Source organism: Roseovarius sp. TE539 (assembly GCF_003298505.1).
In the GTDB taxonomy this organism is placed as follows: Bacteria; Pseudomonadota; Alphaproteobacteria; order Rhodobacterales; family Rhodobacteraceae; genus Roseovarius.
In genome coordinates, this window is record NZ_QNGB01000005.1 from 45058 (window position 1) to 66476 (window position 21419).

Here is a 21419-nt window from a genome sequence, read left to right on the forward strand (position 1 = left end):
AACCGCCTGTGCCGGGACGGGGCAAGTGAGATGAAGACTATTCTGATGGCTGGCGTGATCTTGCTTCTGGCGGGGTGCGGCGGGGTCCACAAGGCCCGGCAGGCGCGCGGCCCGGTGGCCGAGCTGGGGCCGGTGCCGGTCAGTTTCGGACCGATCAGCAAGGCATGCATGCGATCGGGACGCGAGGCGCGAACGCGGCGGCTTTGCGGATGCGTGCAGGCGGTCGCCGACAAGACCCTGACCAACCGCCAGCAAAGCCGCGCGGTCAAGTTCTATGCCAACCCGCATCTGGCGCAGGAAATCCGCCAATCGGACCGTCCGTCGGACGAACGGTTCTGGCGGGTCTACACGGCCTACGGCCAGCAGGCCGAACGCATCTGCGGATGAGGGCCCGGGAAAGGGCGGTGCCGGTCAGGCCCGTGCCGCCGTGACGATTGCCCCGGTCAGGCAATCCAGACTGTCGGTAATGCCGATGCCGGTTGGCAAGGCTCCTTCAAGCAACGAAATCTCGGTGCAGGCCACAAGCAGATGATCGGCACCGTCACGCTGCATCGCGCGTGCCTCATGCTCAAGCGCCGGTCCAAGGTCCGCGCGCCCCTGCCCCGCCTTCACTGCGCGGATGATCGCCAGAAGCCCCGCGCCATCATCGCGGGCATGGACCGCCTCCAGCCCGGCTGCGGCGAAAGGGGCATCAAAGACCCCGGCCTTGCGGACCGCGGGGGAGGCCAGCATACCCACCCGCCGCGCGCCCCGTGCAACAAGTGCCCGGACGCTCAGCGCCACCATGTCCAGAAACGGCAGGGTGGTGGCCCCGCGCACCGCGTCCGCATAGGCATGCGCGGTGTTGCAGGGCATCGCCAGCGCCACCGCGCCGGCACGTTGCAGATCCTGCGCCATGGCGACCAGCACCGGGGCCGGATCCGCGCCCGTGCCGTCGATCAGCGCCTCGATGCGGCTCGGTACCTGCGGGTTCTGATGGACGATCAGGGGAACGTGATCGGCATCGTCGCGCGCGTCGGGCACCGCCGCCAGCACCCGCCGCATCAGCAGGATCGTGGCGTCGGGCCCCATACCGCCGAGAATGCCGACCGGCTTCATCGCTCCATCACTCCGGCATGTCGAAACAATGGGTGTACCCGGTCAGCCCGATCGCCCCGCCGGTATGAAGGAACACCACCCGCTCACCGGCACGGAAACGGCCCTTTCGGATCAGGTCGATCAGGCCCGCTGCGCCCTTTGCCGAATAGACCGGGTCCAGAAGGATCGCCTCGGTCCGCGCGAAAAGGTCGATCGCCTCCAGCGTGTCCTCGGCCGGCAGTCCGTAGCCGGGCCCGACGTAATCGCAATTGGCGACAACGTCGCCACGGGCAACCGCGCCGGGGCATCCCAGCTTGTCGGCGGTCTTTTCCGCCAGCGCAAAGACGTTGGCCTCCTGCTTGTCTTTCGGCGCGCGCACGCCGATGCCCAGAAGCGGGATCTGCGCGTGCATAGCGCCGAAGCCGGTGATCAGGCCCGCCTGCGTGCCCGCCGACCCGGTGGCGTGGACGACGTGATCAACCACCAGCCCCTCGGTGGCGAACTGGCTCATCAGTTCCAGCGCGCAGTTGACGTAGCCAAGCGCGCCGGTCGGGTTGGAGCCGCCGCCGGGAATCGTATAGGCGTTGCGCCCGTCGGCGCGGAAGGTTTCGGCCACCGCCTCCATCTCCGCGTTCATGTCCAGCCCGGCATCGCGATGCTCCATCGTGGCCCCGTGCAGATGATCCAGCAGGACATTCCCGTTGTGCCGGTAATTGTCGTGCTCGTAACCGGTGCGATCCTCCAGCAGGATATGGCAATCCATGCCCATCCGCGCAGCCGCCGCAGCCGTCTGGCGGGCGTGGTTGGATTGGGTGGCCCCCTGGGTGAGCACGATGTCGGCGCCCTGCGCCTCGGCCTCCGCCATCAGGAATTCCAGCTTGCGGGTCTTGTTGCCGCCGGTGCTGAGTCCGGTGCAGTCATCCCTCTTGATCCAGATCTCCGGACCGCCAAGCAGGGCCGAAAGCCGCGGCAGCGGCTCCAGCGGGGTGGGCAGATGCGCAAGGCGGACACGGGGGAAGCGGGCAAGATTCATTCTTTCATCCTTTTGAATTCGCGGCAATGTCGGCCATGGGCGTGGCACTGTCCAGCCGAATGTCGGCACTGCGGGCATGGCCCTCCATCCCTTCCTCACGGCTGATGCGGGCGCTGACACGGGCAAGATCGGGCAGGCCCTGCGGCGTGACCTGCTGCCAGGTGACGGTCTTGAGGAACTTGTGAACGCTCAGCCCCCCGGTATAGCGCGCCGCGCCGGACGTGGGCAGCACATGGTTGGGGCCAGCGGCCTTGTCGCCGAAGGCCACCGTGGTTCCGGATCCCAGAAACAGTGAGCCATAGGCGCTCAGGCGGTCACGCCACCACGGCAGGTCGGTGGCCTGCACATGCAGGTGTTCGGGCGCACGGGCATCCGCGTGGCGGGCCATCTCCTCGCGCGTGTCGCACAGCGCCACCTCGCCCAGTTCACGCCATGCGGTCGCGGCCGCGTCGCGGTTCGGGGCCGGCAGCTCGGCGATCAGCGCCGGAATGCGCGCCAGCACCGCCTCGGCCAGCGGGCGGGACGTCGACGCCAGCCAGACCGGCGAGGTCGCGCCATGTTCGGCCTGCCCGACAAGGTCCGTCGCCACTGTATCGGGGTTTGCCGTGTCATCGGCCAGAACAAGACTGTCGGTGGGTCCGGCGAACATGTCGATCCCGATGGGGCCGAAAAGCTGCCGCTTGGCTTCCGCGACGAAGGCGTTGCCGGGCCCCACGAGAATATCCGCCGGCGGCGCCCCGAAGAGGCCGAATGCCATCGCCGCAACCCCCTGAACACCGCCCATGCAGAGGATCCGCGTGGCCCCGGCCAGGTGCATGGCGTAGAGCATCGGGGCGGGAATGCCAGCATCCCCTCGCGGTGGCGAACAGGCGGTGATGTCGGCCACCCCGGCCTCGCGCGCGGTGGCGATGGACATCAGCGCCGAAGCGATATGCGCGTAACGCCCGCCCGGTACGTAACAGCCCGCCGCCGAAAGCGGGATCTGGCGCTGCCCGGCAATGAGCCCGGGGCGCAGCTCCACCTCCATGTCCCGCGCAGTGGCGCGCTGCGCGGCGGCGAACCGGCTGATGTTGTCATGCGCCCAGCGGATATCGTCGCGCAGATCGACGGGCACCTGTGCCTCGGCCCGCGCGATGCGCTCGGGGTTTACTGTGATCTCGCCGGTCCAGCCATCCAGATCGCGGGCATATTCCAGCGCCACCTGCGCACCGCCCGCACGCAGCCGACCCAGCATGACCTGAACGGTATCGGCAACATCGGCTTCTGCCTGTGGCGCTTGGCCCGGGGCCTGCTTGAGATAGGTGAGCGGCATGGCTTTCGTCCTCCCTGCCACCCGACTTGCGCCCACCGCGCTTCGCGGGCAAGCGTTTTGCCCGGTTCGAGGCGGGGTTTTTCCCTGCGCTTAAACAGGCTTTCGGGTTTTCCGAAAGCTCCTTCCCGTCCACGCGGGCTCTTGCATGGAAAGGTCAGACACTCTTTTCTGGGCCGGGAGGGTTACCGTGGCACACGCCACGGGCGAGGGGGCCGAATGGACAGGATCGTGATACTCACCGGCGCCGGGATTTCCGCGGAAAGCGGCCTCGGCACATTCCGCGACGAGGGCGGACTCTGGGCCCGCCACCGGATCGAGGACGTGGCCACGCCGGAGGGATTCGCGCGCGACGCGGAACTCGTGCATGACTTCTACAATGCCCGCCGCAAACAGGCCGCACGGGCCCGACCGAATGCCGCCCACCGGGCACTGGCACATCTTCAGGCCGAACATGCCGGCGAGGTGGTGATCGTGACGCAGAATGTCGATGCCCTGCACGAGGCGGCAGGCAGCATCGGGGTTCTTCACATGCACGGGACCCTGGCGCGTGCCCTGTGCGCGCATTGCGGGCACCGATGGTCGGCGCCGGATGAAATGGCGGCCGACACGCCCTGCCCGTCCTGCGGGCATGGCGCGGCAAGGCCCGACGTTGTCTGGTTCGGGGAAATGCCCCATCACCTTGATGAGATATGGGAGCTTCTGCAGGGGGCAACCCTCTTTGCGGCCATCGGCACGTCAGGTCAGGTGCATCCGGCCGCGGGCTTCGCCCTGCAGGCCCGCGAGGCCGGGGCGCACACCGTCGAGCTCACTCTCGAACGCTCACAGGTTTCGGACGATTTCGACGAAACACGAAATGGACCCGCGACACGTGTCGTGCCGGACTGGGTATCAGGCATCCTGAGAGGCCGGGGCTGAGCTCCGGCCCGCCCGCCGATTCGGTGGCAGCAGCCTCCGCTCATTGCCGGGAGGCAGCCAGGTGCTGCACACAGGGTGGTTGCGCTCCCGGGCGGGAGACGCCGGTCAGGCTTCGGCGGATATGGCCCTGGCGATTTCGTTCTTCACCTTGAGCGCGCGCGGCGACAGCTCGCTGTCCTTTGCCTTGGCAAGATAGGCATCCAGCCCGCCACGGTGATCGACGCTGCGCAGGGCGGCGGCAGTGATTCGCAGCTTGATGCCGCGCTTGAGCGCCTCGGACCGAAGGGTCACGTCATTCAGGTTGGGCAGGTACCGGCGCTTCGTCTTGTTGTTGGCATGGCTGGAATTGTTGCCAACCATTGGGCCTGTTCCGGTCAGTTCGCAGCGGCGCGACATGGGTTCATCCTCGTGCTTGTCGGGCCGTCTGGCGGCCCATTCAATACAAATGGGCACCACCCATGGCAGCGCCCCGAATTCCGTCAGCGGCTCATAGGCGCTATCATGGTCCCCGTCAAGGGCCAGGGCCGCACTCCGGCACACCGGGCCCGCGCCCGCCTCATGCCTCCGACATGGCTTCGCCCAACCGCTCCAGCATCTCGCGCGCCGCAACCGCCGGGGTGATCCGGCCCGCCGCCACGCGCGCGGCATACTCTTCCATCGCGGCACGGGCCGTGCCGGTGCGCAGCCGCGCAAGTAGCGCCTGGCGCACCTCCTCCTCGAACCAGTACCGCGCCTGCTCGGCACGCCGCGCATCGAAATGCCCCTCCTCGCGCCGCCAGCCGGTCAGCGCGGTCATCTCTTCCCACGCGGCGCGCAGGCCCGCCTCCTCCAACGCCGAAACCATCATCGCCTTGGGAAAGCCCGGCGGATCCTGCGGGCGCTTGCGCAACAACCTCAGCGCACCGGCATAATCGTTGCAGGTGCGCCGGGCCGCCGGCTCAAGATCGCCGTCGGCCTTGTTGACGAGGATGAGATCGGCGATCTCCATGATGCCGCGCTTGACGCCCTGAAGCTCGTCGCCTCCGCCGGGGGCGAGCAGGAGCAGGAACAGATCCGACATCTCGGCCACAACGGTCTCGGATTGCCCGACACCCACCGTCTCGATCAGCACCACGTCGAATCCGGCCGCCTCGCAAAGCGCCACCGCCTCGCGCGTGCGCCGCGCCACCCCGCCCAGATGGGATTGCGCCGGCGAGGGACGGATGAAAGCAAGAGGGTCGCGGCCCAGCCGTTCCATCCGTGTCTTGTCACCCAGGATCGACCCTCCCGTACGGGCGCTCGACGGGTCCACGGCGAGCACCGCCACCTTGAGGCCCTGCCCCGTGAGCATGGTGCCGAACGCATCGATGAACGTGGATTTGCCCACCCCCGGGGTGCCCGACAATCCGATGCGCAGCGCCTGAAGACCGGACTCCTTGAGACGCTCCAGCAATGCGCCCGCCGCTTCGCGATGATCGGCGCGGGCGCTCTCGATCAGGGTGATCGCCCGCGACAGCGCCCGCCTGTCGCCCGCGATGATGCCCTTGCCCAGTGCCTCGATATCCATGCGCCCGCCGGAGGTGATCGTTTCTGCCCTGTCTTCATGCCTTGGTGCCGCGGCAAATGTCCAGACCGGGACAGTCCGGCCCCTTCATCTTTCTCCAAATACTCGGAACACGATGCGAGCCGCTGTGCCGGGACATGAGTATTTCAGGAAAGATGAAGCCGCCCGCCGATGCGACTCTGGCCAATCGCGCGCGGCTCGTCGATAACCGGGTCATGGCCGACACCTTGCCGATCCACGACGTGATCCCGGACCTGCTCGAGGCCCTGGGCAGCCGCGCCCGGGCCGTGTTGCAGGCTCCGCCGGGCGCCGGCAAGACCACGGTCGTGCCTCTGTCGTTGCTGGGCGCCGGACTCTGCGCGGGGCGCATCCTGATGCTGGAGCCGCGACGGCTTGCAGCGCGCGCGGCCGCCGAACGCATGGCCGAAACCCTGGCGGAGGAGGTTGGTGAAACGGTGGGCTACCGCATGCGCGGCGCCGCGAAGGTGTCGGACGCGACGCGTGTGGAGGTGGTCACAGAAGGCATCCTGACCCGGATGATCCAGACCGACCCGGCACTTTCGGGGGTGGGCGCCGTGATCTTCGACGAGTTCCACGAACGCTCGCTCAACGCCGATCTCGGGCTTGCTCTGTGCCTGGACCTGGCCGGCGCTCTGCGCGAGGATCTGATCTTGCTGGCAATGTCGGCCACGCTCGAGGCCGCGCCCGTGGCCGATCTGATGGGCGGCGCCCCCGTGATCACCTCGAGGGGACGAAACCACCCTGTGGATATCCGCCATCTAGACAGGCCCTTGCGCAAGGGAGCGCGCCTTGAACCGGAGATTTCGGACCTGATCGCGACGGCGGTCGCGGAGACTGGCGGCGGGATGCTGGTCTTCCTGCCCGGCGAGGCCGAGATCCGGCGCACCGAACGTCTGCTGCGCGAGCGCCTGCCCGCCAGCTGCGAGATACGGCCGCTTTTCGGAGCGATGGATTTCACCGCGCAGAGGGCCGCACTGGCGCCGGTGCGCGACGGCCGCAAGGTGGTTCTGGCCACCGCCATCGCGGAGACCTCGCTCACCATTCCCGATATCCGGGTGGTGGTGGATGGCGGCAAGGCGCGGCGGGCGCGCTTCGATCCTGGCAGCGGCATGTCGCGCCTGGTGACCGAGCCCGTGACCCGCGCGGAGGCCGCGCAACGGGCCGGCCGCGCCGGGCGGATTGCGAAAGGGGTTTGTTACCGGTTGTGGACGAAGGGCGAAGAGGGCGCGCTGATGGCCCATCCACCGGCCGAGATCGAAGCGGCGGATCTGGCCGGGCTGGCGCTGGAACTGGCGCTTTGGGGGGCCGCGCCGGACGATCTGCCGTTTCTCACGGCGCCCAATCCCGGCAGTTTCGCGGAGGCAAAGGCGCTCCTGCGGATGCTGGGAGCGCTGGACGCGAAGGACAGGATCACCGCGCACGGACGGCTGCTGGCGGAGTTGCCCCTGCACCCCCGCCTCGCGCACATGCTGGCGGTGGCGGGGCCGGGCACGGCGCAACTGGCTGCGCTTCTGGCCGATCGCGACCCGTTGGCGCGCGGGGCACCGGTTGACCTGTCGCTGCGCCTGTCCGCGATCCGGGATTCGGACGCCTACGCTGCCCGGCATCCGTGGAACGCCAACCGAGGCGCAGTGGCCCGCATCCGGGCCGAGGCGAAGCGCCTGGAAAGACGGCTGGAAAGGGCGGCGCGGCGACCGGGGCAGGGTACCGAAGCAAGCCCCGCCGGCCCGGGCATGACAGGCAGCACGGCCAGCGACGCTGCCCTTGCCTATCCCGACCGGATCGGACTGCGCCGCAAGGGCGACGCGCCGCGCTACGTGCTCTCCGGCGGCAAGGGCGCGGTCCTGCCCGATGGCGATCCGCTTTCGGGCGCGCGCCTTCTCGTGGCCACCGATCTGGACGGCGACCCGCGCGAGGCCCGCATCCGGCAGGCCGCACCCATTCAGGAGGCCGATCTGCGCCGCCACTTTGCCGATCAGATCGCGTGGCACGACCTGTGCGCCTGGTCGCGGCGCGACCGCCGGGTGATCACGCGCCGGCAGGAAAGGTTCGGCGCCCTGGTGCTGGATGACAGGCAATGGACGGACGCGCCGCCCGAGCTGGTGGCGCGCGCGATGATGGACGGCGTCCGCGATCTGGGCCTGACCTGGAGCGATGCGGCCAGGCGTTTCGCGGCACGGGTCGAACTGGCGCGCGCAGCCGGGCGCGACCTTCCGGAAATGACCGCCGAGGCCCTGCTGCAAGATCTCGAGGACTGGCTTCTGCCCTACCTCACCGGCCTGCGGACGGCCCAGGACTGGAAGCGGTTCGAGATGCTGGAGCCTCTTCGCGCGCAGCTGTCATGGGAACAGATGCAGACACTGGACCGCGAGGTGCCGGCGCATTTCACCACGCCGCTCGGGCGCCGCATCCCCATCGACTACAGCGATGAGCAGCCCGCCATTTCCCTGCGCCTTCAGGAGATGTTCGGCCAGACAACCCATCCCAGCGCCGGTGGCCGTCCGTTGCGGGTGACGCTGCTGTCGCCGGGGGGCAAGCCGGTGCAGACCACAACCGACATCCCCGGTTTCTGGACCAATTCCTACCCGGAGGTCCGCCGCGACATGCGCGGGCGTTATCCCAAGCACCCGTGGCCGGAAGACCCTCTTGCGGCCGATCCGACCCTTCGGACCCGACCCCGCAGCCGGCGCTGATTTGTAAAACCTGAGTCCCAGCGTTACATTAAACGCCAACCAACACAAACGGCCCGAGCAGACCCGAACAGACCCATGACCGAAGGCTTGAAGAAAACCTGGACCGAGGTGGTCCGGCCATTGCTGCGTCGCCCGCCGCAGATACAGGTCGCGGCGCTTTGTTGCCGCGACGGCCCCGCGGGGCGCGAGGTGCTGCTCATCACCAGCCGCGATACCGGGCGCTGGATCCTGCCCAAAGGCTGGCTGGTTCCCGGCAAGGACGCCGCCGGTTCCGCCCTGCAGGAAGCATGGGAGGAAGCCGGCGTCAGGGCCAGCGCCATCGGGTCCGCACCTGTCGGGATCTATCACTATGACAAGCGGTTCGACGAGGGGTACCCGGCCCCTGTCGAGGTGCGTATCTTCCGGGTCGACGTGACCGCGCTTGCCGATCGGTATCCCGAGCGGCGCGAGCGTGAGCGGGCCTGGGTCAGCCCGGCCGAGGCCGCCGAACGCGTCGACGAACCCGAGCTGAAAGCCATCCTGCGGGACCTGTAACGCTTTTGTAACAAATTGATGACATTCGCGGTTGCACCCTGCACCGAGCCGCCATAGCGCTTGCACCATGAACGGGGGAAACGGTGCGGGATGACCGACGACAGCCAAGAAAACCAGTGGAAGACGCTCGACAAGGATCTGGGGCGGATCTCGCATGTCGAGTATGCCGCGGCCCACGTCGCCCGGCCTATGGTGGGGGCCGGTGTGGCACTGGTCTTCATGGTGGCCGCGGGGATCTGCGCGGCGCTCTTATTCGGATCCTTCCCGCAGAACATGATCGTGGTCGCGGCGGCCGTGTTCGGGGCCTACATGGCGCTCAACATCGGGGCCAACGACGTGGCCAACAACATGGGCCCGGCCGTGGGCGCCCGGGCGCTGACGATGGGCGGGGCGATCGCGATTGCGGCCGTCTGCGAGAGCGCCGGAGCGCTGCTTGCGGGCGGGGATGTCGTCGCGACCATATCAAAGGGCATCATCGATCCGGCCGGTGTGGCCGAAACCCGCGACTTCATCAATGCCATGATGGCAGCGCTGGTTTCGGCGGCGCTGTGGGTCAACCTTGCCACCTGGATCGGGGCGCCCGTCTCGACCACGCATTCGGTGGTGGGCGGGGTAATGGGCGCGGGCATCGCCGCCGCCGGCTTCGCCGCTGTCAGCTGGTCCACGATGGTGGCGATCGCTGCCAGCTGGGTGATCTCGCCAGTGCTGGGCGGCGTCATCGCGGCGGTTTTCCTCGCCCTGATCAAGAGCCGGGTGATCTACCGCGACGACAAGATCGCGGCAGCCCGCCGGTGGGTGCCCATCCTGGTGGGCATCATGTCCGGCGTCTTTGCCGCCTACCTGGCCCTCAAGGGCTTCAAGCGCATCGTCTCGATCGAGGTCGGCACGGCCCTGCTGATCGGAATTGGTACGGGAGTGGCGGTTCATGTGCTGACCATTCCGCTGATCCGCCGCCAGGCGCGGGGCATGGAGAACCGCAACCGTTCGCTCAAGGCATTGTTCGGGCTGCCCTTGATCCTGTCGGCGGCGCTGCTGTCCTTCGCACACGGGGCCAATGACGTGGCCAATGCCGTCGGCCCTCTGGCCGCCATCGTTCATGCCTCGGAATTCGGGGCCGCCGCGGGCACGGTGGCGATCCCGTTCTGGGTGATGGTGATCGGCGCACTCGGAATTTCCTTCGGCCTGTTTCTCTTCGGACCCAGACTGATCCGCATGGTCGGCAGCCGGATCACCCGGCTCAACCCGATGCGGGCGTACTGTGTGGCCCTCAGCGCCGCCATCACCGTAATCATGGCCAGCTGGCTCGGCCTGCCGGTCAGTTCCACGCATATCGCGGTCGGCGGGGTCTTTGGCGTCGGCTTTTTCCGCGAATGGCACATGGAACGGCGCCTGCGCGGCCATCGCGCGGCCCGCGCGACGGGACCGGCTCTCCCGACCGAGGAGCGGAGGCGACGCAAGCTGGTCCGGCGCAGCCATTTCATGACCATCATCGCGGCCTGGGTGGTGACGGTGCCGGCCGCCGCCCTGCTTTCAGCGCTGATCTTCGCGATCCTGACCTCGGTCGCGGGCTGAGAGGCGGCTCATCGCGCCCTTGCGGGCGCGCCTCGCGAGGCCGGCGCGCAACGGCGTGAAGGACCACATGCAGCCAAGTCCGGCATGCGAGATCGACAGGCACGCCGCGTGGCGTTACCCTTCGGGCCTCGACAACCGGGAGGAACGGGAAGATGGGACAGAACGGCATCCGCAGCACATCAGGACGCGGGCGGCGCTTCGACAGCGTGCTCGATACGATCGGCGACACGCCGGTCATCCGCATCAACAACCTCGGCCCCGATCACGTGACGATCCATGTCAAGGCCGAGGCCTTCAACCCCGCCGCGTCGGTCAAGGACCGGCTGGCGGTGAACATCATCGAGGCGGCCGAACGCGACGGCAGCCTGAAGCCCGGGCAAACGGTGGTCGAGGCCACCAGCGGCAATACCGGGATCGGCCTGGCGATGGTCTGCGCGCAGAAGGGCTATCCGCTGGTGGTGACCATGGCCGACAGCTTCTCGATCGAGCGCCGCCGCCTGATGCGCATGCTGGGCGCCAAGGTGGTCCTGACGCCGCGCGCGGAGAAGGGATTCGGCATGTACCGCAAGGCGGTGGAACTGGCCGAGGCCAATGGCTGGTTCCTCGCGCACCAGTTCGAAACCGATGCCAACGCCGCGATCCACGAATCAACCACCGCCCGCGAGATCCTGGGCGATTTCGAGGGTGACCGGCTGGATTATTTCGTCACCGGCTACGGCACCGGCGGGACCGTCAGCGGCGTGGCCCGTGTCCTGCGCCGGGAACGGCCGGAAACGAAGATCATCCTGTCCGAGCCGGACAACGCGCAGCTTGTCGGATCGGGTCACGCCCAGGACCGCAACGCCGCGGGCGAACCCGCGGCCAGCCACCCGGCCTTCGAGCCGCACCCGATCCAGGGATGGACCCCGGATTTCATCCCCCTTGTCCTGCAGGAGGCGATCGACGCGGGTCATTTCGACGAGCTGATTCCGGTTGCCGGTGCCGCCGGCATCGCATGGGCGCAGAAACTGGCGGCAAAGGAAGGGATCCTGACCGGCGTTTCCGGGGGATCCACCTTTGCGATCGCCATGCAGATCGCCGAGAGGGCCGAGCCGGGGTCGGTGATCCTGGCCATGCTGCCCGATACCGGCGAACGCTACCTGACCACGCCGCTTTTCGAAACCTTTCCCGAGGACATGACCGAAGAAGAGGCCGAGATCTCCCGCTCCACGCCGGGATACCGGATGCCCTGACCGGCCACCGCGCGGCACCTCACCTCCCATGGCGGTCAGCCCGACCAGTGCGCCTCAGTCCCACCATGGCCCGTGGTGGCGCCCCGGTGTGTCGAGCCGCTCGAACCCGTGACGGCCGAAAGTGTCGCGTTGCGCCTGGATCACATTGGCGGTGCCAAAGCCCTGCCGCATCGTGTCATACCATGCCAGCGCGGCCGACAGGACAGGCACTGCGTGCCCCGCCACCACCGCGCCGGCGACGACCTCGCGCAGGGCCAGAACGGCGCGCGCCAAGGTTTCGGCGACATCCGGCGCCAGGATCAGCTGACCTTCGGGCGCCCCGCCGCGGAAAGCGCGCGCAATGTCGTCCAGCAACGCCGAACGAATGATGCACCCGGCACGCCAGATCTCGGCGATGCGGGCGAAATCCAGGGTCCAGTCATATTCCTGCGACGCCGCCGCGAGGATCCGGAACCCCTGTGAATGGGCCAGTATGCGCGCCGCCAGCAGCGCCTCGCCGAGCGCGGTCGGTCCCGGGTCGAAAACGCCCCTCGTGCCGCCCAGAACCGCCTCGGCCGCCATTCGCACGTGCTTTTCCGAGGACCAGCTGCGCGCCCCCACCGCCGCCTCGATCGTATTGGCCGACTGGCCCAGGCGCACGGCCTCGACGACCGTCCATCGGCCGGTGCCCTTCTGCCCGGCGGAATCCAGGATCACATCCACCACCGGGTGTCCGGTATGCGGATCAGCATATTGCAGCATCTCCGCCGTTATCCCCGTCAGGTAGGACTGCAACGGTCCCCGGTCCCATTCGGCGAAGATCCCTCCGATCTCGGCCGGGGGCAAGGCGGCGCCGTGGCGCATCAGACCATAGATTTCCGCGATCGCCTGCATGTCGGCATATTCGATCCCGTTATGCACGGTCTTGACGAAATGCCCGGCCCCGTCCGGACCCAGGTGATCGACGCAGGGATCACCTTCGTGGCGGGCCGCGATCGCGTCCAGAATCGGGCGCAGCTGCTTCCAGCTGTGCTTGCTGCCGCCGACCATCATCGAAGGCCCGTGGCGCGCGCCGGCCTCGCCGCCCGAGACCCCCATGCCGACGAAATGCAGGTCGCGCCCGGCCAGGGCCGCCGCCCGCCGCCGCGTGTCGTGGAAATCGGCATTGCCCGCGTCAATGATCGTGTCCCCCGGCGCCAACATCGACGCAACCGTCTCTATCATCGCGTCCATCGGCGCGCCCGAGGGGATCATGAACAGGATCACCCGTGGCAACGCCAGCCCGGCGACGAAATCCTCAAGGCGGTCATGCGGGTGCAATTGCGCCGCCAGCGGCCCCGCCTCGGCGATGAAATCCGCGATCCAGTCGGTTTCCCGGTTGGACACGGCCACGGAAATGCCGTTTTCGGCCAGGTTCAGCGCCAGCGCGCTGCCCATCGTGCCGAGCCCGTAGACCCCGATCCGCGCCATCGTCATCGCCAATCTCCTGTCCCGTTCGGGTCCAGCCTATTGCAATGGCGCCGGGGCGCAAGTGGCCGCAGGGCGGGCACCGCGCGGGCCGGTGCGATGCGCGTTTTGCACTTCACGGGCGGGAAGGAATGCGCTATGGGCCGCTGCATGATCACGCCCCGAGCATATTCCGCCCTTCGACGTCCGCACCATCGCGCCTGACGTCACGGCTGCCTGATCGCGGCCCGCGCCGCCGCCCTCCCGCCTGCCACGATTGTTGACTTGCCCGCGGTGTTTCGGCACTCAAAGGCTTCTTGGACAAGGAATGTTATGATGATCCCGCCCGTTCTGCCCACCTACAACCGCGCGCCGCTCAGCTTCGTGAGCGGTGAAGGCTCATGGCTGACCGAGGCGGACGGGCGCCGATTCCTCGATCTCGGGGCCGGTATCGCCGTCAATGCGATGGGCCATGCACACCCGGCGCTGGTTGCCGCGCTCACGCAACAGGCCCGCAGGCTGTGGCATACCTCCAATCTCTTTCATATCCCCGAACAGGAGGCGCTGGCCGAACGGCTGGTGGCGGAAACCTTCGCCGATACCGTGTTCTTCACCAATTCCGGTACCGAGTCGCTGGAACTCGCGGTCAAGATGGTGCGGCGCCACTTCCACGACCGGGGTGAGGCGCGCCACGGCATCATTGCCATCGAAGGGGCGTTCCACGGCCGGTCCAATGCCGCCATCGCCGCCGCGGGCTCCGAGAAGATGACCACCGGGTTCGGTCCGCTGATGCCGGGGTTCACCCAGGTGCCCTGGGGCGACCATGACGCGCTTCACGCCGCGATCGACGACAGCACCGCGGCGATCCTGATCGAACCCGTTCAGGGCGAAGGCGGAATCCGCGTGCTTCCCGATCAGTGCCTGAAGGGGTTGCGCGCACTCTGCGACGAGAAGGGCCTGCTGCTGGTCCTCGACGAGGTGCAATGCGGCATGGGCCGGACGGGTCGTCTCTTTGCCCATGAATGGGCCGGCGTCACCCCCGACATCATGATGGTCGCCAAGGGGATCGGCGGGGGCTTCCCGCTGGGCGCGGTGCTGGCCACCGAGGCCGCAGGCGCGGCGATGACCGCGGGCACCCACGGCTCCACCTATGGCGGCAACCCCCTGGCCTGCGCGGTGGGTTGCGCGGTCATGGATCACGTCGCCGATGCGGAATTCCTGGCGGACGTGCGACGCAAGGCGGGCCTCTTTCGTCAGAAGCTCGAAGGGCTGGTGGCCGCGCATCCCGACATCTTCGGAGAGGTCCGCGGCACCGGACTGATGCTGGGACTGAAATGCCGCGCGCCCAATGCCGATCTGGTCCGCGCGGGCCATGACGCCGGGGTGATCACGGTGCCGGCGGCCGACAACGTGCTGCGCGTGCTGCCACCCCTCACAATCACCGATGAGGAGATCTCCGAGGCGATCACGCGACTTGACCAGGCCGCCGCGGCGCTGAGCCCGTCAGCGGAGGCTGCGACATGAACCATTTCCTCGACATCCACAAGACGGACCCGGACGCGCTTGAGGCGATGATCGCCGCGGCCGACCGCATGAAGGCCGCTCGCGGCGACCGCCCAAGGGGCGCCCCGGATGACGAGCAACCGCTGGCGGGCCGCATGGTCGCACTCATCTTCGAAAAGCCCTCGACCCGCACCCGCGTCAGCTTCGACGTGGGCGTGCGCCAGATGGGCGGGCAGAGCATGATCCTGTCCGGCACAGACATGCAACTCGGCCACGGCGAAACCATCTCCGACACCGCCCGGGTCCTGTCGCGATACGTGGACCTGATCATGATCCGCACCTTTGACGAATCGGTGTTGGCCGAACTGGCGGACCACGCGACGGTTCCGGTGATCAACGGCCTCACCGACCGCAGCCACCCGTGCCAGATCATGGCCGACATCCTGACCTTCCGGGAACTCCGCGGTCCGATCGCGGGGCGCAAGGTGGTGTGGTCGGGCGACGGCAACAACGTCTGCGCGTCCTTCCTGCACGCTGCGGCACAGTTCGGCTTCGACCTCACTTTCACCGGCCCGGTTCAGCTTGACCCGGAGGCCGAATTCGTCGGGCTGGCGCGCAAGGCCGGCCGCACCGTCGAGATCGACCGCGACCCGGCCCGCGCCGTCGCCGGCGCCGACCTCGTGGTCACCGACACCTGGGTGAGCATGCATGACAGCCAGTCAAACCGCGAAAGGCGCCACAACATGCTGCGCCCGTACCAGGTCAACGCGGCGCTGATGGAGGCGGCGGGTCCGCAGGCGCTTTTCATGCACTGCCTGCCGGCGCATCGCGGCGAAGAGGTCACCAGCGAGGTGATGGACGGCCCCCAATCTGTGGTCTTCGATGAGGCCGAGAACCGCCTGCACGCGCAGAAGGCGATCATGCGCTGGTGCCTGGACGTGTGAGCGCCCTGCCCGCCTTTCAGGCACCGCGCCCCGGCGGCGCCTCAGGCCTTGAGACGATACCCGCGCGCGAACATCCACCACGCGATGACCGAGATCGCCAGCGTCGCGCCGATGCCCACGGCAAGCCCCGTCCATGGCGAACCGTCCGAAACCCCGATCACCCCGTAGCGGACCCCGTCGATCATGTAGAAGATCGGATTGTAGCGCGTCACCGTCTCCAGAAACGGCGGCAGCGCGGTGACCGAGTAGAAGGTGCCGGACAGGAAGGCCAGCGGCGTGATGACGAAATTGGTGATCGCCGCCATCTGGTCGAACTTGTTGGCGAACACCCCCGCGACGATCCCCAGCCCCGAAAGAAACGCCGCGCCAAGGATCACGAAGGTCAGCGCCCAGACCGGGTGGCGCACCTCGATCCCGAGGAAGACCAGCAGCCCCAGCCCGATCGCCAATGCCACCATAAGGCCCCTGCCGGTGCCCCCGGCCAGATACCCGATCACCAGTTCGACAGGGCTCAGTGGCGGCATCAGCGTATCCACGATATTGCCCTGCACCTTGCCGATCACGATCGAGGACGAGGTGTTGGCAAAGGCATTCTGGATCACCGTCATCATCAGGATGCCGGGCGCTATGAAGGTTGTGAAATCGACACCCATGACCTCGCCCCTGCGCGGCCCTATGGCGATCGAGAAGATCATCATGAACAGCCCCGCGGTGATCAGCGGCGCCATCAGCGTCTGGGTCCAGACAGCCATGAAACGCTGGATCTCGCGCGCCGAGAGCGTGTAGAGTCCCATCCAGTTGACCCGCCCGAAACGGCGCGTGCCCATTTGAACGCCATTCGTCATTGTGATGTCCCTCCGGAAGTGATTCGACGCCTTGTAACTCAGCCCTGAGTGACTAGAATAGGCCCAGCATGAAATTTACGGGGCGGCGCGCTTGATCGGGCCGCCCTTTCGGATGGGGAAATGGCCATGTCCTGGAGCGACGAGCGCGTGGATCTGCTCAAGAAATTGTGGGGCGAGGGCCAGTCGGCCAGCCAGATCGCCAAGGAGCTGGGCGGCGTCACCCGCAACGCCGTTATCGGCAAGGTGCATCGCCTCGGGCTTTCAAATCGCAACGGCGGCGCAGCTCCCGCATCCGAACCGCCGGCCAAACCCGATCCGAAACCGGCCGCGGCGACGCCACCGCCCGACGAGGCGGAGCCGAAAAAGCCCGCCGCCCCGGCGGCCCCTCCGGCGCCCGAGGCACCGGCCGCAGCGCCCGTCTCAAGCCGCGCCGACAGGATCGTGCCGGCCGGACAGCCGCTGCCGCCGCAGCCCTCCACGAACGAGATCGACCCCAAGGCGCTTGCCAAGGTTTCCGAGATCGAGAAGAAGGCCAAGCGCCTTTCGCTGATGGAACTCACGGCGCGAACGTGCAAATGGCCCGTGGGCGACCCGGCGACCGAGGATTTCTGGTTCTGCGGCCTTCCGGTACAATCCGGCAAGCCCTATTGCGAAGCCCATGTCGGGGTCGCGTTCCAGCCGATGTCAAGCCGCCGGGACCGCAAGCGCTGACGCGGCCCGGGGCACCGCACAGCTGACGTGTTCTTCGCCCCGCCCCTCATTCCGCCGGACGCGCCGCCATCGCCCCGCGCTTGAGCATGTCCGCCCGCGTGACAGGTCAATAGGGCATCGGATGGGTCCGGTGGGCACTGTCGATCTCCTCCAGCACAGCGTCGCTCAGGGTCACGGCAGTGCTGTCCAGTGCCAGATCCAGTTGATCCATCGTCGTTGCCCCGAAAATGGCCGATGTCATGAAGGGCCGCGTCCGGCACCAGGCCAACGCCATCTGCACCGGGTGCAGCCCGTGCCGCCGCGCGATCCCCAGATAGGCATCGACCGCCGCGAAGGCGCGCTCGGTCCGGCGTCCGCCCAGATCCCCGTTGAGCGCCATGCGCGAGCCTTCCGGCACCGCCCCGCCCTGATACTTGCCGCTCAGGAGCCCCGCCGCCAATGGCGAGAAGGCCAGAAGGCCGACATCCTCGTTGACGCTCAGCTCCGCGAGGTCGGTATCGTACAGCCGGCACATGAGCGAATATTCGTTCTGGATCGAGGCCACCCTCGGCAGGCCCCGCTCGTCTGCCACGCGCAACCACTGCGCGGTGCCCCAGGCGCTTTCGTTGGACAGGCCGAAATGCCCGATCGTGCCGCGTGCCACCTCGCGCTGCAACGCCTCCAGCGTCTCCTCCATATGGGCTATGGTCGCCTGCCGGTCCTGCCCGGACGGGTCATACCGCCAGTTCTGACGGAACATGTAGCTGCCGCGGTTGGGCCAATGGAACTGATAGAGATCGATGTGATCGGTGCGCAGCCGCCGCAGTGACCCCTCGATCGCGCCGGGGATGGTTTCGGCGCTGATCGGTGCCCCGCCCCGCGCATGGCGGAAGCCCTCTCCGGAATGCTTTGTAGCCAGGATCACCGCGTCCCGCCGGCCGCTGCGTGCGATCCATTCGCCGATGACCTCTTCGGTGCGTCCGGTGGTTTCGGCGCGGATCGGGTTGACCGGATACATCTCGGCCGTGTCGATGAAATTCACCCCCCTCTCCAGCGCCCTGTCGATCTGCGCATGACCTTCGGCGGCCGTATTCTGGCTGCCCCATGTCATCGACCCGAGGCAAAGCTCGCTCACCATCAGCCCGGTCCGGCCCAAAGGATTCATCTGCATGTTGCGGCTCCTGTCCCTGCCGTTGTCAATCTATTGCCGGCGCGACCTTAGCGTTTTTTCCCGGCGCGTCACCCCCGGTTGTCCGGTATCGGGGATTGAGAACATAAGAAGAACATTATATCTTCCCCCGATGACCTCCACGCATCTTCTCTCCCGCACGCCGCACCTGCCGCGCCCCGCCCTGACCATTCTCGAGGGCGGCGTCACGCTGCCGCTGGCGCGCCTGCACGAATGCTGCGGCCCAGGGCGCCACAGCTTCGCGATGCTGGTCGCCGGCGCCTCACGGGGGGCGGTCTTCTGGATCGCGCCACGCTGGCGGGGCGATACGCTCAACCCGGACGGCATGACGGCCTTCACCGATCCCGCGCGTTTCACCTTCGTGACCCCGGACAGGGCCGAGGATGTGCTCTGGACCCTGGAGGAGGTGCTGCGCAGCGGCGTGGTACCGTTGGCGGTGGCCGATCTGCCCGGTCCGCCGGGCCTGACCGCGGTACGCCGGCTGCACCTGGCCGCCGAGACGGGCGCATCCGGGGCAGGCAACGCGCAGGACGGCACCGCGCCGCTGGGCCTGATCCTGACACCGGGCGAGGGCGGCGCGCCGGCGGTCGAGACACGATGGCACATGGCCCCCGCCCATGATCCCGGTCACACCGCATGGAGGCTGGACCGGCGCCGCGCGCGCACCGCCCCGCCCCGGTGCTGGCGTCTGGAGGGCGGACCCGGCGCCTGGCAGCTGACGAAATCGTGACCCTCGCACACACCGCGAGGGGCTGTATGCTGCACCTGCCCGGAAAGGACCGTCATGCACCGACTTCTGCCCCTGCTGATCATCTGCATTGCGGCGTCGCTGGCCGCCGCCGCGCCGCTGCCCTACCGGCTGGACACCGCGCGCTCCATGGTCGCGTTCACATATGACCTGCAGGGCCGGACGACGGAAGGGCGGATGCCGGTCAAATCCGCCGACATCCGGATCGACCTCCACGAGATCGGCCGCAGCACCGTCTCGGTCACGCTGGACGCGCGACGGGCACGGGCGGGATTCATCTTCGCAACCCGCGCCATGAAGGGGCCCGAAATCCTCGATACCGCGCACCATCCCGAGATCCGCTTCCGCTCCACCCGGATCAGGGGCAGCCTGTCCGCCGCCACCGTCACCGGAGACCTGACAGTGCGCGGAATCACCCGACCGGTCACGCTTGCCGCCGGGCTCTACCGCCAGCGCGGTACCGCCCCGGACGAACTCGACCAGCTCACCGTGCTGATGACCGGCCGCATCAGCCGCAGCGCCTTCGGCGCCAAAGGCTTTGCCGGTATGGTGGGCGACGTGATCAGCCTGCGCATCATCGCCCGGATCGGGAAATAGTGCCGCCCCGAGACGGGCTGGACGGACCTGCACGCCGGCCTGACGCGGAAAACGACACGGAACTGTCGAATCTGCGCTGGCCTTCCTGGCCGGGCCTGCGATGCTGCGAATGTCATGCGCATCCTGATTTCCTTCGCCGCCCTCTTCCTCTCGGTCATTCTGCTACAACTTTCGACCGGCGGGGTCGGCCCTCTCGACGCGCTGTCCGGTGTCTTCCTGGGCTTCACGACCGCGCAGGTGGGCCTGCTTGGCTCGGCGCATTTCGTGGGTTTCTTCATTGGCTGCTGGTGGGCGCCACGACTGATGGGCAGCGTCGGTCATTCGCGCGCCTTCGCGGCCTTCACCGCGGCCGGGGCGATCGGGCTGCTGGCCCACATGATGGTGGTCGATCCCTATGCCTGGGCCCTGATGCGGGTCGCCTCCGGCATTTGTGTCGCCGGCTGCTACACGGTAATCGAAGCCTGGCTCCAGGCAAAGGTCACCAACGCCACGCGCGGCCGCACGATGGGGGTTTACCGGGTGGCCGACATGGGCGCCAACCTCATGGCACAGCTTCTCATATCGGTGCTCGCGCCGGCCTCCTACGTTTCCTACAACCTGCTGGCTCTGCTGTGCTGTGCCGCGCTGCTGCCGCTCACGCTGACCACGGTGCGCCAGCCCGAAACACCCGATGCGCCGCGCCTGCGCCCGCGTCTGGCGCTGACATGTTCCCCGCTCGCCGTCGCCGGGGTCGTGGTGGCCGCCCTGTCCAGTTCGGCCTTCCGCATGGTCGGGCCTCTCTACGGCCAGAGGGTCGGCCTTGAAACGGACCAGATCGCCTGGTTCCTCGCCGCTTTCGTCCTTGGCGGAGCACTGGCGCAATATCCGGTGGGCTGGCTGGCCGACCGCTTTGACCGTCGCAAGGTGTTGATCGGACTTTCGCTCGCGGCCGTGATCAGTTGCCTTGTCACCGCCTTCAGCGGCCAGCTCTCCTCTGGCGGGATCTTTCTGACCGCGGTATTCTTCGGACTCACGACCTTTCCGATCTACTCGGTTTCAGCCGCCCATGCCCATGACTTCGCGAAAAGCTCACAGCGGGTCGAGCTTTCGGCGGCACTCATGTTCTTCTTCGCGATCGGGGCGATCGCCTCGCCGCTGCTGGCCTCGACGCTGATCGACGGTTTTGGTCCGCCCGCCATGTTCATGATGATCGCCATGGGCCACGTGGGGTTGGCTGTATTCGGGATCACCCGCATGTATGCGCGTCCCACGACCATCACGCGTACACCCTATATCTGGACGCCGCGCACCAGTTTCATCATCGGTCGCCTCACCGGCCGCAGCCGGGACCGCTCCTGACATGCGGGCCCCTGGATGCCGGTCTCCATTGGCGGAGCGCGCCAGGGGCGCGCGCAGTCCTGTCTCGTTGCCGGCCTTCGGCCGCCGCCTCGGGATGCCTCCGGCGGGAGTATTGCAGGAAAGATGAAGACGGACCGGGTGCCTTCATCTTTCCCCAAATACTCCGGGGGAGGTTGTCGTTGTCCCGCCAATGACGCCGGCGACGGTC

At 67.8% G+C, this 21419-nt stretch carries 20 protein-coding genes; 12 read left to right on the forward strand and 8 right to left on the reverse strand.

From position 1 onward, the window contains the following. Nucleotides 1-30 precede the first annotated feature (30 nt). Nucleotides 31-387 (forward strand): hypothetical protein, encoded by a 357-nt coding sequence (locus tag DQW77_RS04775; RefSeq protein WP_113257053.1) that lies wholly within the window; start codon nucleotides 31-33, stop codon nucleotides 385-387. 24 nt (nucleotides 388-411) lie between these two features. Here the strand turns inward: DQW77_RS04775 and DQW77_RS04780 are convergent, their stop codons facing one another. The 3 genes from DQW77_RS04780 to hisD are packed head-to-tail and all read right to left on the reverse strand — an operon-like array spanning nucleotide 412 to nucleotide 3422. Beyond that, nucleotides 412-1098: an aspartate/glutamate racemase family protein gene (locus DQW77_RS04780; RefSeq protein WP_113257054.1), complete on the reverse strand. Its 687-nt coding sequence runs from the start codon at nucleotides 1096-1098 to the stop codon at nucleotides 412-414. 7 nt (nucleotides 1099-1105) lie between these two features. Next, nucleotides 1106-2110: a D-cysteine desulfhydrase gene (locus DQW77_RS04785; protein WP_113257055.1), complete on the reverse strand. Its 1005-nt coding sequence runs from the start codon at nucleotides 2108-2110 to the stop codon at nucleotides 1106-1108. A 4-nt stretch (nucleotides 2111-2114) separates the two neighbouring features. Then, nucleotides 2115-3422, reverse strand: a complete 1308-nt coding sequence (gene hisD / locus DQW77_RS04790; protein WP_113257056.1) for a histidinol dehydrogenase — start codon at nucleotides 3420-3422, stop codon at nucleotides 2115-2117. Nucleotides 3423-3638: 216 nt separating this feature from the next. On the opposite strand from hisD, the gene DQW77_RS04795 reads away from it, so the two are divergent. Continuing rightward, nucleotides 3639-4337, forward strand: coding sequence for an NAD-dependent deacylase (locus DQW77_RS04795; protein ID WP_113257057.1), 699 nt, complete (start codon nucleotides 3639-3641; stop codon nucleotides 4335-4337). A gap of 105 nt (nucleotides 4338-4442) precedes the next feature. On the opposite strand, the gene rpmB is transcribed toward DQW77_RS04795, so the two are convergent. Together rpmB and meaB are read right to left on the reverse strand one after the other, a co-directional pair. Beyond that, nucleotides 4443-4733 carry a 50S ribosomal protein L28 gene (gene rpmB / locus DQW77_RS04800; protein ID WP_113257201.1) on the reverse strand — a complete coding sequence of 97 codons (291 nt, stop codon included), beginning with the start codon at nucleotides 4731-4733 and terminating at the stop codon, nucleotides 4443-4445. 160 nt (nucleotides 4734-4893) lie between these two features. Then, nucleotides 4894-5883 carry a methylmalonyl Co-A mutase-associated GTPase MeaB gene (gene meaB, locus DQW77_RS04805; protein WP_113257058.1) on the reverse strand — a complete coding sequence of 330 codons (990 nt, stop codon included), beginning with the start codon at nucleotides 5881-5883 and terminating at the stop codon, nucleotides 4894-4896. A 212-nt stretch (nucleotides 5884-6095) separates the two neighbouring features. On the opposite strand from meaB, the gene hrpB reads away from it, so the two are divergent. The 4 genes from hrpB (at nucleotide 6096) to DQW77_RS04825 (ending at nucleotide 11932) form a co-directional block, all read left to right on the forward strand. After that, entirely contained in the window at nucleotides 6096-8594 is a 2499-nt protein-coding gene (gene hrpB / locus DQW77_RS04810; protein WP_113257202.1) for an ATP-dependent helicase HrpB, read from the forward strand. Nucleotides 8595-8669: 75 nt separating this feature from the next. After that, a complete protein-coding gene (locus tag DQW77_RS04815) occupies nucleotides 8670-9128 on the forward strand; it encodes an NUDIX hydrolase (RefSeq protein WP_113257059.1) in 459 nt (152 codons plus the stop codon). A gap of 90 nt (nucleotides 9129-9218) precedes the next feature. Further along, nucleotides 9219-10700, forward strand: a complete 1482-nt coding sequence (locus DQW77_RS04820) for an inorganic phosphate transporter (protein ID WP_113257060.1) — start codon at nucleotides 9219-9221, stop codon at nucleotides 10698-10700. 152 nt (nucleotides 10701-10852) lie between these two features. Further along, nucleotides 10853-11932 carry a PLP-dependent cysteine synthase family protein gene (locus tag DQW77_RS04825; protein ID WP_113257061.1) on the forward strand — a complete coding sequence of 360 codons (1080 nt, stop codon included), beginning with the start codon at nucleotides 10853-10855 and terminating at the stop codon, nucleotides 11930-11932. Nucleotides 11933-11986: 54 nt separating this feature from the next. Here the strand turns inward: DQW77_RS04825 and gndA are convergent, their stop codons facing one another. Continuing rightward, nucleotides 11987-13387: an NADP-dependent phosphogluconate dehydrogenase gene (gndA, locus tag DQW77_RS04830; protein WP_113257062.1), complete on the reverse strand. Its 1401-nt coding sequence runs from the start codon at nucleotides 13385-13387 to the stop codon at nucleotides 11987-11989. Between the two features lie 306 nt (nucleotides 13388-13693). Here gndA and DQW77_RS04835 point away from each other — a divergent pair, with 306 nt between their 5' ends. Together DQW77_RS04835 and argF are read left to right on the forward strand one after the other, a co-directional pair. Beyond that, nucleotides 13694-14881, forward strand: a complete 1188-nt coding sequence (locus DQW77_RS04835) for an aspartate aminotransferase family protein (protein WP_113257203.1) — start codon at nucleotides 13694-13696, stop codon at nucleotides 14879-14881. Continuing rightward, nucleotides 14878-15804: an ornithine carbamoyltransferase gene (gene argF / locus DQW77_RS04840; protein ID WP_113257063.1), complete on the forward strand. Its 927-nt coding sequence runs from the start codon at nucleotides 14878-14880 to the stop codon at nucleotides 15802-15804. Before DQW77_RS04835 ends, argF begins: the two co-directional genes overlap by 4 nt. 41 nt (nucleotides 15805-15845) lie before the next feature. Here argF and DQW77_RS04845 read toward each other — a convergent pair whose 3' ends face one another. Then, on the reverse strand, nucleotides 15846-16649 hold the full coding sequence (locus DQW77_RS04845) for an ABC transporter permease (RefSeq protein ID WP_258523672.1): 804 nt from the start codon (nucleotides 16647-16649) through the stop codon (nucleotides 15846-15848). A gap of 126 nt (nucleotides 16650-16775) precedes the next feature. Between DQW77_RS04845 and DQW77_RS04850 the strand changes: the two genes are divergently transcribed. Next, complete coding sequence (locus tag DQW77_RS04850; protein WP_113257204.1) at nucleotides 16776-17360, forward strand: GcrA family cell cycle regulator; 585 nt, start codon at nucleotides 16776-16778, stop codon at nucleotides 17358-17360. Nucleotides 17361-17466: 106 nt separating this feature from the next. On the opposite strand, the gene DQW77_RS04855 is transcribed toward DQW77_RS04850, so the two are convergent. After that, nucleotides 17467-18510, reverse strand: a complete 1044-nt coding sequence (locus DQW77_RS04855) for an aldo/keto reductase (protein ID WP_113257065.1) — start codon at nucleotides 18508-18510, stop codon at nucleotides 17467-17469. Between the two features lie 130 nt (nucleotides 18511-18640). On the opposite strand from DQW77_RS04855, the gene DQW77_RS04860 reads away from it, so the two are divergent. The 3 genes from DQW77_RS04860 (at nucleotide 18641) to DQW77_RS04870 (ending at nucleotide 21211) form a co-directional block, all read left to right on the forward strand. Beyond that, nucleotides 18641-19258 (forward strand): ImuA family protein, encoded by a 618-nt coding sequence (locus DQW77_RS04860; protein WP_113257066.1) that lies wholly within the window; start codon nucleotides 18641-18643, stop codon nucleotides 19256-19258. Nucleotides 19259-19312: 54 nt separating this feature from the next. Further along, on the forward strand, nucleotides 19313-19873 hold the full coding sequence (locus DQW77_RS04865) for a YceI family protein (RefSeq protein ID WP_113257067.1): 561 nt from the start codon (nucleotides 19313-19315) through the stop codon (nucleotides 19871-19873). A 114-nt stretch (nucleotides 19874-19987) separates the two neighbouring features. Then, on the forward strand, nucleotides 19988-21211 hold the full coding sequence (locus tag DQW77_RS04870; RefSeq protein ID WP_113257068.1) for an MFS transporter: 1224 nt from the start codon (nucleotides 19988-19990) through the stop codon (nucleotides 21209-21211). Nucleotides 21212-21419 lie beyond the last annotated feature (208 nt).

Excerpts from the sequence above, each read along its gene's own strand:
- DQW77_RS04775 (WP_113257053.1), top strand. The coding sequence starts at position 31 with ATGAAGACTATTCTGATGGCTGGCGTGATCTTGCTTCTGGCGGGGTGC.
- DQW77_RS04780 (WP_113257054.1), bottom strand. The coding sequence starts at position 1,098 with ATGAAGCCGGTCGGCATTCTCGGCGGTATGGGGCCCGACGCCACGATC.
- DQW77_RS04785 (WP_113257055.1), bottom strand. The coding sequence starts at position 2,110 with ATGAATCTTGCCCGCTTCCCCCGTGTCCGCCTTGCGCATCTGCCCACC.
- hisD (WP_113257056.1), bottom strand. The coding sequence starts at position 3,422 with ATGCCGCTCACCTATCTCAAGCAGGCCCCGGGCCAAGCGCCACAGGCA.
- DQW77_RS04795 (WP_113257057.1), top strand. The coding sequence starts at position 3,639 with ATGGACAGGATCGTGATACTCACCGGCGCCGGGATTTCCGCGGAAAGC.
- rpmB (WP_113257201.1), bottom strand. The coding sequence starts at position 4,733 with ATGTCGCGCCGCTGCGAACTGACCGGAACAGGCCCAATGGTTGGCAAC.
- meaB (WP_113257058.1), bottom strand. The coding sequence starts at position 5,883 with ATGGATATCGAGGCACTGGGCAAGGGCATCATCGCGGGCGACAGGCGG.
- hrpB (WP_113257202.1), top strand. The coding sequence starts at position 6,096 with ATGGCCGACACCTTGCCGATCCACGACGTGATCCCGGACCTGCTCGAG.
- DQW77_RS04815 (WP_113257059.1), top strand. The coding sequence starts at position 8,670 with ATGACCGAAGGCTTGAAGAAAACCTGGACCGAGGTGGTCCGGCCATTG.
- DQW77_RS04820 (WP_113257060.1), top strand. The coding sequence starts at position 9,219 with ATGACCGACGACAGCCAAGAAAACCAGTGGAAGACGCTCGACAAGGAT.
- DQW77_RS04825 (WP_113257061.1), top strand. The coding sequence starts at position 10,853 with ATGGGACAGAACGGCATCCGCAGCACATCAGGACGCGGGCGGCGCTTC.
- gndA (WP_113257062.1), bottom strand. The coding sequence starts at position 13,387 with ATGACGATGGCGCGGATCGGGGTCTACGGGCTCGGCACGATGGGCAGC.
- DQW77_RS04835 (WP_113257203.1), top strand. The coding sequence starts at position 13,694 with ATGATCCCGCCCGTTCTGCCCACCTACAACCGCGCGCCGCTCAGCTTC.
- argF (WP_113257063.1), top strand. The coding sequence starts at position 14,878 with ATGAACCATTTCCTCGACATCCACAAGACGGACCCGGACGCGCTTGAG.
- DQW77_RS04845 (WP_258523672.1), bottom strand. The coding sequence starts at position 16,649 with ATGACGAATGGCGTTCAAATGGGCACGCGCCGTTTCGGGCGGGTCAAC.
- DQW77_RS04850 (WP_113257204.1), top strand. The coding sequence starts at position 16,776 with ATGTCCTGGAGCGACGAGCGCGTGGATCTGCTCAAGAAATTGTGGGGC.
- DQW77_RS04855 (WP_113257065.1), bottom strand. The coding sequence starts at position 18,510 with ATGCAGATGAATCCTTTGGGCCGGACCGGGCTGATGGTGAGCGAGCTT.
- DQW77_RS04860 (WP_113257066.1), top strand. The coding sequence starts at position 18,641 with ATGACCTCCACGCATCTTCTCTCCCGCACGCCGCACCTGCCGCGCCCC.
- DQW77_RS04865 (WP_113257067.1), top strand. The coding sequence starts at position 19,313 with ATGCACCGACTTCTGCCCCTGCTGATCATCTGCATTGCGGCGTCGCTG.
- DQW77_RS04870 (WP_113257068.1), top strand. The coding sequence starts at position 19,988 with ATGCGCATCCTGATTTCCTTCGCCGCCCTCTTCCTCTCGGTCATTCTG.